General features: G+C 69.3%; 14 protein-coding genes. 11 read left to right on the top strand and 3 right to left on the bottom strand.

Annotated features, from left to right (window positions below; translation table 11 throughout):
- Positions 1–16 precede the first annotated feature (16 nt).
- Positions 17–1,894 carry a Xaa-Pro dipeptidyl-peptidase gene (locus tag ACFWY5_RS09225; protein ID WP_379631005.1) on the bottom strand — a complete coding sequence of 626 codons (1,878 nt, stop codon included), beginning with the start codon at positions 1,892–1,894 and terminating at the stop codon, positions 17–19.
- Positions 1,895–2,163: 269 nt separating this feature from the next.
- On the opposite strand from ACFWY5_RS09225, the gene ACFWY5_RS09220 reads away from it, so the two are divergent.
- From ACFWY5_RS09220 to ACFWY5_RS09185, 8 genes are all read left to right on the top strand, one after another.
- Positions 2,164–3,234 carry a BMP family protein gene (locus ACFWY5_RS09220; protein WP_379610038.1) on the top strand — a complete coding sequence of 357 codons (1,071 nt, stop codon included), beginning with the start codon at positions 2,164–2,166 and terminating at the stop codon, positions 3,232–3,234.
- 234 nt (positions 3,235–3,468) lie between these two features.
- Positions 3,469–5,079 (top strand): ABC transporter ATP-binding protein, encoded by a 1,611-nt coding sequence (locus ACFWY5_RS09215; protein WP_379610037.1) that lies wholly within the window; start codon positions 3,469–3,471, stop codon positions 5,077–5,079.
- On the top strand, positions 5,079–6,218 hold the full coding sequence (locus ACFWY5_RS09210) for an ABC transporter permease (protein ID WP_379610036.1): 1,140 nt from the start codon (positions 5,079–5,081) through the stop codon (positions 6,216–6,218). Before ACFWY5_RS09215 ends, ACFWY5_RS09210 begins: the two co-directional genes overlap by 1 nt.
- Positions 6,215–7,495: an ABC transporter permease gene (locus ACFWY5_RS09205; protein ID WP_379610035.1), complete on the top strand. Its 1,281-nt coding sequence runs from the start codon at positions 6,215–6,217 to the stop codon at positions 7,493–7,495. Before ACFWY5_RS09210 ends, ACFWY5_RS09205 begins: the two co-directional genes overlap by 4 nt.
- On the top strand, positions 7,495–7,890 hold the full coding sequence (locus tag ACFWY5_RS09200; protein WP_379631004.1) for a cytidine deaminase: 396 nt from the start codon (positions 7,495–7,497) through the stop codon (positions 7,888–7,890). Before ACFWY5_RS09205 ends, ACFWY5_RS09200 begins: the two co-directional genes overlap by 1 nt.
- Entirely contained in the window at positions 7,890–9,161 is a 1,272-nt protein-coding gene (locus ACFWY5_RS09195) for a thymidine phosphorylase (RefSeq protein WP_379610033.1), read from the top strand. The genes ACFWY5_RS09200 and ACFWY5_RS09195 overlap by 1 nt, the downstream gene beginning before the upstream one ends.
- A gap of 99 nt (positions 9,162–9,260) precedes the next feature.
- Complete coding sequence (locus ACFWY5_RS09190; protein ID WP_379631003.1) at positions 9,261–9,539, top strand: hypothetical protein; 279 nt, start codon at positions 9,261–9,263, stop codon at positions 9,537–9,539.
- Positions 9,540–9,605: 66 nt separating this feature from the next.
- Complete coding sequence (locus tag ACFWY5_RS09185) at positions 9,606–9,764, top strand: hypothetical protein (protein WP_379631002.1); 159 nt, start codon at positions 9,606–9,608, stop codon at positions 9,762–9,764.
- On the opposite strand, the gene ACFWY5_RS09180 is transcribed toward ACFWY5_RS09185, so the two are convergent.
- Entirely contained in the window at positions 9,751–10,677 is a 927-nt protein-coding gene (locus ACFWY5_RS09180; RefSeq protein ID WP_379631001.1) for a cupin domain-containing protein, read from the bottom strand. The genes ACFWY5_RS09185 and ACFWY5_RS09180 overlap by 14 nt on opposite strands.
- A 362-nt stretch (positions 10,678–11,039) precedes the next feature.
- On the opposite strand from ACFWY5_RS09180, the gene ACFWY5_RS09175 reads away from it, so the two are divergent.
- Positions 11,040–11,240 carry a hypothetical protein gene (locus ACFWY5_RS09175; RefSeq protein ID WP_379631000.1) on the top strand — a complete coding sequence of 67 codons (201 nt, stop codon included), beginning with the start codon at positions 11,040–11,042 and terminating at the stop codon, positions 11,238–11,240.
- Here ACFWY5_RS09175 and ACFWY5_RS09170 read toward each other — a convergent pair.
- Complete coding sequence (locus tag ACFWY5_RS09170; protein ID WP_379610028.1) at positions 11,237–11,623, bottom strand: MarR family winged helix-turn-helix transcriptional regulator; 387 nt, start codon at positions 11,621–11,623, stop codon at positions 11,237–11,239. The genes ACFWY5_RS09175 and ACFWY5_RS09170 overlap by 4 nt on opposite strands.
- Positions 11,624–11,710: 87 nt before the next feature.
- Here ACFWY5_RS09170 and ACFWY5_RS09165 point away from each other — a divergent pair, with 87 nt between their 5' ends.
- Positions 11,711–13,117 carry an MFS transporter gene (locus ACFWY5_RS09165; protein WP_379630999.1) on the top strand — a complete coding sequence of 469 codons (1,407 nt, stop codon included), beginning with the start codon at positions 11,711–11,713 and terminating at the stop codon, positions 13,115–13,117.
- A gap of 58 nt (positions 13,118–13,175) precedes the next feature.
- Positions 13,176–13,757, top strand: coding sequence for a hypothetical protein (locus ACFWY5_RS09160; RefSeq protein WP_379610026.1), 582 nt, complete (start codon positions 13,176–13,178; stop codon positions 13,755–13,757).

The raw sequence follows: 13,757 nt of genomic DNA, 5'->3' as shown, positions 1-13,757 counted from the left end.
GGAACTCAGGGGGTTGCTAGTTCAGGGAGCCAAAGACGATCGGGAGGCGGAGGGAGGACAGGCCCGGGGCGACGCGGATGTTGGTGCCCGCCGGGTAACGCAGCGTGTAGTCGTAGTCTGTCGACAGGACGACCACACCCAGCTTGTGACCCTTCTTGAACAGGTAGTCCTGCGGCTGGAAGTCCCACGTGAACGTGTACTCCTTGCCCGGCCGCAGCGGCTCCGTCCGGTCCATGCGGTTGCGGTTGCGCACGTCCAGCCAGCCCCGGGAGACGATCTTGTAGGGCGTCTCGGCCACCGCGTGCGTACGGATCGCGGTGCAGCCGGTGTCGCCCGGTACGCCCTGCCCGTAACACCACGTCTCGCCGGTCGGCACGAGCCCGCCGGTCGGGCGGGTGTCGGTGCCGAAGTCCACCAGCAACGCGGTCAGATACGGCGAGGCGCCCTTGGTGAACGAGGCCCGCAGCGAGATCTTGGGCGTGCCCGAGACGCGGACGTCGGTCTTGAGTTCCTTGGTCACGTAGGCCAGCCGGTTGGGGTCGGCCGCGGGGACGGTCTCGACGAGTTGCTCCGCCGTACGCGTCTTCTGGTCCACGAACGACTCGCGCGCCGACAGCGGCCGGGGCAGCAGTCCGAGCTTGCCGCCAGAGCCCAGCCACAGCGGGATGTTCGCGCTGCCCGGCAGCGGCCACGAGGCGTGCTGGCCCCACTGGCCGGGAGCGATCTCGACGTCGGCCTGCGGCTCACGCATGATGCCGCTGTCGATGTTGTAGAGCCAGTGGTCGAACCAGCCGTGCAGCTGGCGCAGCCACTCCTTGGCGCGCAGGCTGAACGGGTCGCGGTGGGTGCCCTGGTGCAGCCAGATCTTGCGGGGGACGTTGCGCTTGCCGAGCGCGTCCCACCACTGGACGGCCTGCTTGGTCTTGACGTTCCAGTCGTTGAGCCCGTGGGCGACGAAGACGCTGGCCTTCACCTTGCGCACGTCGTTGAGGTAGTTGCGGGCGTCCCAGAAGGGGCTGTAGTCGCCGGCGATCCGGTCCTGCTCGGCCTCGATGCGGTCCATCAGGGCGCCGCAGACGGCCTGGCCGTTCTGCCTGGTCAGGACGTAGCGGGCCAGCACGTCGGCGTCTTCGCCCTGGTAGCCGCCGGGCGCGAGGACGCCGCCGTTGGCGCGGTAGTAGTCGTACCAGGAGGAGATCGCGGCGATCGGCACGATCGTCTTGAGTCCCTGGACGCCGGTGGTGGCCACGGCGTTGGGCAGGGTGCCGTTGTAGGAGGTGCCGATCATGCCGACGTTGCCGGTGGACCAGGTGGCCGCGACGGGGTTGCCGGCGGCGTCGAAGCCGCGGGCGCGGCCGTTCAGCCAGTCGATGGCGGCCTTCGGGCCGGCGGTCTCGGCGGGGTCGCCGGTGGTCGGGCAGCCGGTGGCGCGGCCGCTGCCGACGTTCTCGACGAGCGCGATGGCGTACCCGCGGGGGACGAAGAAGTTGTCGTAGTAGCCGTCGAACGGACCGGCGTCCTTCACGGTCAGCAGCGAGCGCAGCGTGCTCGGCAGCGGGTTGCCGTTCTCGTCGACGTCGACGGGGTGGTTGGCGACGTCGTTGCCGCCGGCGTAGTAGGGACTGGCCTCCATGATCACGGGCACCTTGAGACCCTGGTCGGTCTCCTTGGGCCGCAGGATGTCGACGGCGACCCGGTCGGCCTGGCCGTCGGAGTCGCTGTCGGTTCCGGCGACCTCGACGAAGACGGTCTGGGTGATCGCGTCGGCGCGCGAGAAGACGGGTTGGGTCGCGTTGTTCTCGATCTTGATCGTGGGAGTGTCCGCGGCTGCGGGCGTCGCGGTCAGCGACGCGATGAGCAGCAGCGATACGGCTAACGCCGTCCTGCGAAGCATGAGTGGCTCCAGGGAAGTGTGACGACCTACGACCGTAATCTCTGCCACTTGACGGGTCACGGCAAGATCTTGACAACCTCAAAAGTTCGGCAAAGGTTCATGTCCCGGATCCAGGTCACAGACGCGACTGATGTCGATAACGGAGCGGTTGCGGACCTCTGTACGGTTTGGTATGCGCTGGTCAAGCAACTATCTTCCGAGCAGGGTTGCCGTGCATTTCTTCGCGCCTGCGATGAAGTTTGACGGCGGGGAAATGGAAGGGAGTCGCCTTGCTCAGCAAGCGATTCGGCAAGACGGCGATCGGCACGCTGGCCGGCGCCATGCTTATGGCGGCAGCGGCGTGCGGCGGCAGCGGCGGGGGGACCACCGCGAGCACCGCTCCGAGCAGCGGTGCGGCCAGTGAAGCACCCCAGGAGGGCGCGCTCAAGGTCGGCCTCGCTTTCGACGTCGGCGGTCGCGGCGACAAGTCCTTCAACGACGCCGCCTACGCCGGCCTCGAGAAGGCGAAGACCGATCTGAAGGCCGAGATCAAGGAGCTGAGCCCCGCGGGCGACGGCTCCAACCGCGGTGACCTGCTCCGCCAGCTCGCCGACGCCGGCTACAACCCGATCATCGGGGTCGGCTTCGCCTACGGCGAGGACATCAAGAAGGCGGCGACGGAGTACCCCGAGATCCAGTTCGCGGTCGTGGACTCCGCCTCCAACGCGCCGAACGTGACCGGCCTGCTGTTCGCCGAGGAGCAGGGCTCCTACCTGGCGGGCGTCGCCGCGGCGACCAAGGCCAAGAGCGGCCACGTCGGCTTCGTCGGCGGCGTCGAGAACGACCTGATCAAGAAGTTCGAGGCGGGCTTCGTCGCCGGCGTGAAGTCGGTCAAGAAGGACGCCAAGATCGACGTCAAGTACCTCACCCCCGACGGTGACTTCTCCGGCTTCAAGGCCCCCGACAAGGGCAAGGTCGCGGCCGAGAAGATGTTCCAGGACGGCGCGGAGATCGTCTACCACGCCTCCGGCGACTCCGGCCTCGGCGTCTTCCAGGCGGCCGCCGCCGCCAAGAAGAAGGCCATCGGCGTCGACTCCGACCAGCGTCTGACGGTCAAGGAGGCCGACCTGCAGTCGGTCATCATGACCTCGATGATCAAGCGCGTCGACGTCGGCGTGTTCGAGTTCATCAAGGCCTTCCAGGGCGGCGCCAAGGGTGGCAGCAACGTCACCTACGACCTGAAGGTCGACGGCGTGGGCCTGGCCACCACCGGTGGCGAGGTCGACGACATCAAGACCGAGATCGACGCCGCCAGGGAGAAGATTGTCTCCGGCGAAATCCAGGTTCCGTCCAAGCCGTAACCTGGGTAGGAAAATCTCGTTCGAGGGCCCGGGGAGCGGACCCACCGTCCACTCCCCGGGCCTTTGTTCTATCCACCTTGGCTCGTTGGAGACCCACATGAGTGCGGAGCGAATCCGGCGCAGTGAGCGAAGTGGGCGGCTGAGGGACGAAGCCGGCCGCGTAGCGAATGAGGAGCGGTGAGCGACCAATGAGCTCGCGAATCCGGCGCAGCGATGAGGAGCGGTGAGCGACCAATGAGTTCCGACACGCTCGCTCCGGCGCAACCCGCCGTCGAGCTGGAGGGCATCACCAAACGTTTCCCGGGCGTCGTCGCCAACCACGACATCCGGATCGCCATCCAACCCGGCACCGTCCACGCCATCTGCGGCGAGAACGGCGCTGGCAAGTCCACCCTGATGAAGATCCTTTACGGCATGCAGAAGCCGGACGAGGGTCAGATCCGGGTGAACGGCACAGACGTGACCTTCCGTTCGCCCAGCGACGCGATCAACGTCGGCATCGGCATGGTCCACCAGCACTTCATGCTGGCCGACAACCTCACCGTGCTGGAGAACATCGTCCTCGGCGCGGAGCCGAGGCGAGCCGGCACCCTCGACGTGGCGCGCGCCCGCAAGCGGATCAAGGAACTGGCCGAGGCCCACGGCCTGCGCGTCGACCCCGACCGCCTGGTCGAGGACCTCGGCGTCGGCGACCGGCAGCGCGTGGAGATCCTCAAGGTCCTCTACCGCGGCGCCCGCATCCTCATCCTCGACGAGCCGACGGCCGTGCTCGTGCCGCAGGAGGTCGAGGAACTCTTCGACAACCTGCGCGAGCTCAAGGCCGAGGGCCTCACCGTCATCTTCATCTCCCACAAGCTCGACGAGGTGCTCGGCATCGCCGACGCGATCACGGTGATCAGGCGCGGCACCACCGTCGCCAGCCTGCCGCGCAGTGAGATCAGCAGCGCCCGCCAGCTCGCCGAGCTCATGGTCGGCAGCGAGCTGCCCACCCCCGAGACCCGTGAGTCCACCGTGACGGAGACCGTCGCGCTGAAGGTCGCCGGCCTGACGATGGAGTCCGACGGCTACCGTCCCGTCCCCAAGGGCACCTCCGTCCGCCTCTACGTCGACAAGCTCAAGGCCGAGGGCAAGCGCCTCCTGCTCGACGACGTCTCCTTCGAGATCCACAAGGGCGAGATCCTCGGCATCGCGGGCGTGGAGGGCAACGGCCAGTCCGAGCTGATCGAGGCCATCATGGGCATCCGCCAGGCGCACGGCGAGATCACCCTGGCCGGCCAGGACATCAGCGCCTGGTCCACGCTCAAACGCCGCGAATCCGGCATCGGCTACATCCCCGAGGACCGCCACCGCCAGGGCCTGCTGCTCGAAGCCTCCCTCTGGGAGAACCGGGTGCTCGGCCACCAGACGCAGAAGCCCGCCAAGAGCGGCATCTGGATCAACCGCCGCGCGGCCAGGGCCGACACGCAGCGCATCATCAAGGAGTACGACGTCCGCACCCCGGGCGCCGACACCCTCGCGCTCGCGCTGTCCGGCGGCAACCAGCAGAAGCTCATCGTCGGGCGCGAGATGAGCGGCAAGCCCGCCTTCCTCATCGCCGCGCACCCCACCAGGGGCGTCGACGTGGGCGCCCAGGCGGCCATCTGGGACCACCTTCGCGACGCCCGTGCCGCCGGCCTCGCCGTACTGCTGATCTCCGCGGACCTCGACGAGCTCATCGGCCTGTCCGACACGCTGAACGTGATCTACCGAGGGCGGCTCGTCGCCCGCCTCGACCCGTCCGACGTCACGCCCGAGCGGCTCGGCGGCTACATGACCGGCGCCATCACCGCCACCGAGGAGATGTGATGCCCGCAGGGCTCTATCGCGCGCTGCTGACGGTGGCGGGTGCGATCGTCGCCATCGTGCTCGCCATCGCGATCTCCAGCGTGGCGATCATCGCGGCCGGCGCGAACCCCGGCGCCGCGTTCGCCGCCTTCTTCAACTTCGGCGAGACGACGCGAGCCGTGGTCAACTCGATCACGACCATGCTCAACCGGGCGGTCCCGCTGTTCATCGCGGGTCTCGCGGTCGCCGTCGGCTTCCGGATGAACCTCTTCAACATCGGTGTGGAAGGCCAGTACCGGATCGCCGCCGTGGTGGCGGCCTTCGTGGGCTCGACGTTCGTGGCGCCCGCCTGGATCCAGATCCCGGTGATCATCGTGGTGGCGGCGGCCGTCGGCGGCCTCTACGCGCTGATCCCGGCGGTGATGAAGGTCGGCCGCGGGGTGAACGAGGTGATCTCCACGATCATGCTCAACTACATCGCGATCAACCTCGCCGCCTTCCTGGTCCGCGGGCCGTTCGTCGGACCGCGGCCGGAGGGGCAGCTCACCATCTCGACGCCGCCGCTGCCCGAGTCGGCCTGGTTCCCCAACCTGAACTTCGTCTTCGAGATGTTCGGCCTGCCCGCCCCCCGCGGCGGCGGCCTGTGGGGCTTCCTCATCGTGGCGATCCTCCTGGGCATCGGCCTGTGGATCGTGCTGGAGCGCACCCGGTTCGGCTTCGACGTCAAGGCCAGCGGCCTGAACGCCTCCGCCGCCCTCGCCTCCGGCGTCAACCCCAAGAAGATGGTCATCTCGGCCATGGTGCTGTCCGGGGCGATCGCCGGGCTCATCGGCCTGCCCGAGATCCTCGGCTCCACACACGCCTACAACACGAACTTCACCCCCGGCCTGGGCTTCCTGGGCATCGCGGTAGCGCTGCTCGGGCGTAACAAACCGGCCGGCATCGCGATCGCGGCGCTGCTGTTCGCCTTCCTCGACCGGGCGCAAGGGCCGTTGCAGTTCGCCAACGTGCCGCCCAGCGTCATCGTCATCATGCAGGGCGTCATCGTCCTCCTGGTGGTCATCTTCAACGAGATCACCGGCCGCATGGCGCTGCGCTCGGAGGAACGGCGAGCCGCCCGCCGGCTCGGCACCGACAAGCCTGTTGAGGTGGCAGCATGACGCGGGTCCGCAAGTACCACCTGGCGCTGATCGGCTTCTCCCTGCTGATCCTCATCGTGTCGGTGGTCCGGGTGATCTCCGGACAGAACGACATCACCTCCTCCGGCACCTTCACGGCGGCGCTGATGCTGTCCGTGCCGATCGGCCTGGCCGGGCTCGGCGGCCTGTGGGCCGAGCGCGCGGGTGTGGTCAACATCGGCCTTGAGGGCATGATGGTGCTCGGGACGTGGTTCGCCGGCTGGGCCGGATACCAGTGGGGCCCGTTCGCGGCGGTGGTGGCCGGTCTCCTCGCCGGTGCTCTGGGCGGTCTCATCCATGCCATCGCGACCGTCGGTTTCGGCGTCGACCACATCATCAGCGGTGTGGCCATCAACCTGGTCGGCCCGGGTATCACGCGCTTCCTGTCGGAGGTCCTCTACAAGGAGGGGACTCCGGCGGCGGAGGCCGGAGCGGGCATCACCACCTCACCGGCGATGTCCGGCGAAGCCTGGCACTTGAGCCTGCCGTGGCTCTCCTCCGGGCCCGACCTGCTCGGGAAGCTGGAGCGGACCCACTGGTTCCTCGTCTCCGACCTGGCGGGCATCCTCGGTGGGCTCACGCGCAACGTGGACGTGCTGGTCATCCTGGCGGTCATTCTGATCCCGCTGACCTTCTTCGTGCTCTGGCACACCGCCTTCGGCCTGCGCCTGCGCTCGGTGGGCGAGAACCCGTGGGCGGCCGAGTCGCTCGGCGTCAACGTCTACGGGTACAAGTACATCGCCGTCGTCATTTCGGGAGCCATGGCCGGCCTCGGCGGCGTCTTCCTCGTCTTCGGCGTCAGCAAATACGTCGAGGGTCAGACGGCGGGCAAGGGCTTCATCGGCCTGGCCGCCATGATCTTCGGAAACTGGCGTCCCGGCGGCCTGGCGCTGGGCGCCTCGCTGTTCGGATACGCCGACGCACTCAAGATCCGCACCGCTGGAGCGGTCACCTCGATCTTCCTGTTCGGTGCGATCCTGCTGCTCTTCTACCTGGGCAACAAGGTCCGCCTGTTGATCCGCCCGGAGCAGCCGGTGGAGCTGGCGGGCAGGACGGCCAAGGATTACACGATCATGGCCGGCGCGGCAGCCGCCGCCGTCATCCTCATCTGGATGTGGATGGTCATCGACCAGCTGCCCAACGAACTCGTCTTCATCACCCCGCACGTCCTCACCCTGCTCGTGCTCCTGGTCGCCTCGCAGCGCCTGCGCATGCCCAAGGCCGACGGCGTGCGGTACCGCCGGGGGGAACAGCACTGATGAACATCGACTGGGACGGTCTGCGCGACGAGGCGCGGGCCGCGATGCGCAACGCCTACGCGCCCTACTCCAAGTTCCCGGTCGGGGCGGCGGCCGTCGTGGACGACGGCCGCGTCGTGACCGGCTGCAACGTCGAGAACGCCTCCTACGGCCTCAGCCTCTGCGCCGAGTGCGGCCTGGTCTCCGCGCTGCACGCCTCGGGCGGCGGCCGGCTCGTGGGCTTCACCTGCGTCGACGGCCACGGCGAACTGCTCATGCCGTGCGGACGCTGCCGTCAGCTCCTGTACGAGTTCGGCGGCGACGACCTCCTGGTCGAAACCCCCGACGGACCCAAGCGCATGGCCGAGGTCCTGCCGTACGCCTTCGGACCCGACGACCTGACCAAGGGAGCCTGATGGACGCCATCGAGGTCATCGTCGCCAAGCGCGACGGCCGCGAGCTGACCACCGCGCAGATCGACTGGGTGATCGACGCCTACACCCGGGGCGAGGTGGCCCACGAGCAGATGTCCGCGCTGGCCATGGCCATCCTGCTCAACGGCATGGACCGCCGCGAGATCGCCGAGTGGACCCAGGCGATGATCCGCTCGGGCGAGCGCATGGACTGGTCGATGCTCGACCGGCCGACCGCCGACAAGCACTCCACCGGCGGCGTCGGCGACAAGATCACGCTGCCGCTGGCGCCCCTGGTGGCCGCCTGCGGCGCGTACGTCCCGCAGCTGTCCGGACGGGGCCTGGGCCACACCGGCGGGACGCTCGACAAGCTGGAGTCGATCGCCGGCTGGCGGGCGTCGTTGTCCAACGAGGAGATGCTGGCCGTCCTGCGCGGCGCGGGCGCGGTCGTCTGCGCCGCCGGTACCGGCCTCGCGCCCGCCGACAAGAAGCTGTACGCCCTGCGTGACGTCACCGGCACGGTCGAGTCGATCCCGCTGATCGCCTCGTCGATCATGTCCAAGAAGATCGCCGAGGGGACGGGCTCGCTGGTCCTCGACGTGAAGGTGGGCTCCGGCGCGTTCATGAAGACGGTGGAGCGTGCCAGGGAGCTCGCCGAGACCATGGTCGCGCTGGGCACCGACGCCGGGGTCCGTACCGTGGCGCTGCTGACCGCCATGGACCGCCCGCTTGGCCTGGCCGTGGGCAACGCTCTGGAGGTCGAGGAGTCGGTCGAGGTCCTGGCGGGCGGCGGCCCGTCCGACGTGGTCGAGCTGACGGTACGGCTGGCCCGCGAGATGCTGGAAGCCGCCGGGATCACCGGCAAGGACCCCGAGCAGGCGCTGAAGGACGGCTCCGCCATGGACGCCTGGCGGCGCATGATCTCCGCCCAGGGCGGCGACCCGGACGCGGTCCTGCCGAGGGCGGCCGAGTCGATGACGGTGGAGGTGCCGGAGTCCGGTGTCCTGACGAGGCTGGACGCGTACGCGGTGGGTCTGGCGGCCTGGCGGCTGGGCGCGGGCCGGGCCCGGCAGGAGGATCCGGTCTCCTTCGGCGCGGGCATCACCCTGCACGCCAAGCCGGGCGACCTGGTCCGGGCGGGACAGCCCCTGATGACGCTGCACGCCGACGAGACGGCCCGCTTCGCCCGCGCCCTGGAGGCGCTGGAGGGCGGCTACGCGGTGGGCGCGTCCGGCGGGGAGCAACTGCCGCTGATCATCGACCGGATCGTGTGACGATCGCACACCGACGGGTGACGGATGCCTCTGGGTTCCGTCACCCGTCGCTCGTTACCGTGGCTCTGACCCTCTCGGCGCACGATGGGAAGGAGCACCATGAGAGCATCCAGCCTGGCCGCGGCCCTGAGCGCGGCGGCGCTCGCCGTCTCGGTGTCCGCCGTGCCGGCGCAGGCGGCCGTCAGCGACGCCGTGTGCTTCAACGGGCAGCGGACCGCGACCGGCGGCGGCTACTACAAGGTGTACGCGGGCGGGTGCGACGGGCACAGCGGCACGACGGTCACGATCCGCTTCGGTCCCGCGGCGGGCGACTACTCGTGCGGGTGGACGTTCGTGTGGAACAGCCAGCTCGGCGCCGAGAACTGCACGCTCGTCTGAGAAATAGGCGGGCGGCACCGAGTGTTCACGCTTTCTAGTAAAACTTTCAACTAGAAAGGCCCGGTCATGGCCGTCGAGCACCTGTTCATGCTGATCATGGGCGTCGTCATCGCCACCGCCGTCGCGCTCACCCCGCTGGCCCTGGCCCTGCGGGGCATCAGGAGCGGCGAGTGGCCGGTCCTGCACCGCAGGCTGGTCATCTGGCGCGGGTTCATCGTGCGCTGACGCGGTGCTGGCTCGGGCGGATGCCCAGGGTGCGCTTGAAGGCCACGCTGAGCGCGTAGGCGTTGGAGTAGCCGACCTGGCGGGCGATCACGTCCACGGTGTCGTCGGTGCTCGCGAGCAGGTCGGCGGCCTGGCAGATGCGCCACTCGGTGAGGTAGGCCATGGGCGGCTGGCCGACGAGTTCGGTGAAGCGCTGGGCGAAGGTGGCGCGGGAGGCTCCGGAGACGCGGGCCAGGCCCTCGACGGTCCACGGCCGGGCCGGATCCTCGTGGATGGCCCGCAGGGCCCGGCCGATCAGCCGGTCGGAGTGCGCGGCGTACCAGGGAGGGGCCTGTGAGTCCGGCCGGTCGAACCACTCGCGCAGGCTGGAGACGAGCAGCAGGTCCAGCAGGCGGTCGAGCACGGCCTGCTGGCCCGGCTTGTCGCGGCTGATCTCGGCGACGATCATGTCCATGGTCGCGCACCGGCCGTCCCCGGCCGGGACGAGGGCCACGCGGGGCAGGGCGTCGAGCACCCGCTGCGACACGCTGCCCTTCACCTGGAAGGTGCCGGTGAGCAGGACGGTCGAGCCGAGGTCGCCCGCGTAGCCGCACATCGCCAGGCCCCCGGCGTCGCCGCCCTCGGGCGTGGTGCACACCTCGGCGTTGTGGATGACGGCCATGGGCGCGGTCTCGGGACGGTCGGCCACCGTGTACGGGCCGGGGCCGCGCACGACCGCCACGTCCTGGGTGCCCAGCCGGACCGGCGAACCGCCCTCGGGCGTCACCCAGGCCTCGCCGCTGAGCATCGTCAGCAGCGTGAGCGGCGTCCAGTCCAGGAAGCGCAGCGCCCACGGAGCCCGCACGTACGACTGGTCGAACAGTGCCCCCGCGGGACGGACATCGTGCAGCAGGCTCGACAGCGCGTCTTCCATAGACCGAGTCTAGACGCTCGAACATCTTTCCCGGACTCCCAGCCATTCAGAGTCCGAGGAAGGTCGGGTTGACTGGAAGTCATGGCAGAGATCTTGGTAGTGGGCGGCACCGGCAAGACCGGCCGCAGGGTGGTCGCGCGCCTGCGTGAGCAGGGCTTCAGTCCCAGGGCGGCCTCCCGCTCGGGAGAGTGGCGCTTCGACTGGCAGGACGAGACGACCTGGGACACGGCCGTCTCGGGCGTACGCGCGGCCTACCTGGTCGACGCGCAGACCGGAGACGCGGCCGAACGGCTGCGCGCCTTCGGCGACCTGGCCGTGGCCAAGGGCGTCGAGCGGCCGGCCGTACCATCGGCTTCAGGTCTGTGGACGGCGAGGAGATGCGGCGGCGGCTCGTCGCGCGCGGATACTCCGCGGACTACGCGTCCGGGGTGGAGAGCCTCTTCGAGCACATCAGGCTCGGCCGGGGCGCGGCGGTGTCCGACGGCGTACGGCGGGTGCTCGGCCGTGAGCCGGGCACCTTCCGCGCCTACGCCGAGCGGACCGCGTGGGGGAGCGGCGCCTAGGAGACCGGAACCGGGGTGTCGGCGAAGATGTCCCGGAGCACCGCGCGATGGGTGGGCAGGGCCTCGGCGTGCCGCCGGCGGCCCTCATCCGTGATCATCACGAAGACGCCCCGCCGGTCGACGTCGCAGACGAGCCTGGTGACCAGATCGGCCTTCTCCAGGCGGGCGATCACGCGGGAGAGCGCGCTCTGGCTGAGGTGGACCTCGCCGCAGAGCGCCTGTACACGCAGCTTGTCGTCGTGGCCGATCATCCGGTCGAGCACCTCGAACTCACTGGCGCCCAGGTCGTGCTTCTCGCCCAGCTCGCGCTCCAGCGAGCACATGGCCTTCGCGTGCTTGGCCAGGACGTAGTGCCAGGTCCCGACCACGAACTCCTCGTCCATGACGCGGAGGTTACCATCCCGATAAATCTCATGCAACGGAATTAAATGCTGTTGCATTTGATGCGCTTGCATGTAATGTTCCATCCCATGTCCACTTCCTCTTCCCGTTGGGGCGCGCTCGTCGTGCTCTGCGCAGTGATCTTCCTCGACGCCCTTGACGTGTCGATGGTCGGCGTCGCGCTGCCCGCCATCCAGCACGACCTGGGGCTCTCTACTTCTTCTCTGCAATGGGTTGTCAGCGGATACGTGCTCGGATACGGCGGTCTTCTGCTCCTTGGCGGCAGGACGGCTGACCTGCTCGGGCGACGCAGGGTGTTCCTGGTCGCTCTGGGCGTCTTCGCGGTGGCCTCCCTTCTGGGTGGCATCGTCGACGACGGCGCCCTGCTGATCGCCGCCCGTTTCGTCAAGGGCGTGAGCGCGGCGTTCACCGCGCCCGCCGCGTTGTCGATCATCACCACGACGTTCCCCGAGGGGCCGAAGCGCAACAAGGCGCTGAGCGTGTTCACCGCCTCCGGCGCCAGCGGTTTCTCCCTCGGCCTCGTGCTGTCCGGGGTGCTGACCCAGCTGGGCTGGCGCTGGACGTTCCTGATGCCGGTGCCGGTCGCGATCATCGCGCTGATCGCCGCGCTGAAGGTGCTGCCCAAGATCAAGGAGGAGCGGGCAGAGGGCGGCCACGACCTGATCGGCGCCGTGCTGATCACCGCCTCCATGCTGCTGCTCGTCTTCACCGTGGTGCAGGCCCCCGAGGTCGGATGGACCTCGCTGCGCACCCTCGGCTCGCTCGCCGCGGCCGCCGTGCTGCTCGGACTGTTCGTCTTCGCCGAACTGCGGATGAAGCACCCGCTGGTACGGCTCGGCATCCTGCGCTCCGGCCCCATCGTCAGGGCCAACCTCGGACTGGTGATCCTGTTCGGCTCCTACGTCGGCTTCCAGTTCGTCACCATGCAGTACTTCCAGAACCTGCTCAAGTGGTCGGCCATGGAGACCGCGCTGGCCTTCCTGCCCGCCGGAATCCTGGTCGCGCTGACCTCCACCAAGATGGGCGACTTCGCCGACCGCTTCGGCACCGCCCGCCTGATCACGATCGGCTCGGCCGCGCTGGCCGCCGGATACGCCTTCTTCTTCGTCGGCATCTCCACCGCGCCCAGCGTGCTCGGGATGGTGCTGCCCGGCATGGTCCTGCTCGGCATCGCGTTCGCGCTGTCGTTCCCGTCGCTCAACATCCAGGCGACGAACGGCGTCCACGACGACGAGCAAGGGCTGGCCTCCGGCCTGCTCAACACCTCCGGCCAGGTCGGTGGCGCGGTCGTGCTCGCCGTGGTCACCGCGGTGCTCACCTCCGGCGGCACCCTGTCGATCGAGGCGCTGCGCGGCGGGATCGTGGTCTCGCTCATCCTGGGCGTGGTCGGGCTCGGCATCGCGCTGACCGGCCTGCGCTTCCGCTCGGCGCCCGCGGTCAAGGCCGACGAGACCAAGGTGTACGAGACGGTCTGACCCAGTTCGTGAAGGGCCCCGCCGGGTGCGGGGCCCTTTCGCTGGGCATACACGGGGTATGCGGCCCACACGCAGCCTCACGGTCCTGCTGTGCCTCGCCGTACTGTGTGGATGCGGTACGGCCCGCACCGGCGGCACCACGGCCACGGCCAGTCCACCGACCGGCGCGCCCACCACCGGCGCGCCGCCCGCCTCCCCGCGGGAGCCCGCCCCGACCGGCACCGCGGAGATCGACGTCGACCGCACCGGCGGCGAGGCCGCCATCGTGTACGGCGTCCGCTACGCCACCCACCCGAACTTCGACCGCGTGGTCGTCGACTTCAAGGGGGAGATACCCGGATACACGGTCACCTGGGTGGACGAACTCGTCGAGGACGGCTCCGGCAAGCCGATCGACGTCCAGGGCGGCGCGTACCTGCAGATGGTCCTCACCCCGGCCGACGCGCACACGGCCAAGGGCAAGCCCACCTGGATCGGCGGCCCGATCTTCCAGGCCGACCTCGCCAACGTCAGCAGCGTGGTCAGGACCGGCGACTTCGAGGGACGCGTGGGGGTGGGCATCGTGCTCGACCGGCGCGCCGCGTTCGACGTCACCGAGCAGCACCGGCCGAACCGGCTCGTCATCGACGTGGCACACTGA

This window comes from Nonomuraea sp. NPDC059007, assembly GCF_042740555.1.
Lineage (GTDB): Bacteria > Actinomycetota > Actinomycetes > Streptosporangiales > Streptosporangiaceae > Nonomuraea.
The sequence above is the reverse complement of the archived record's forward strand: the minus strand, read 5'-3'. Positions and strand labels throughout refer to the sequence as shown.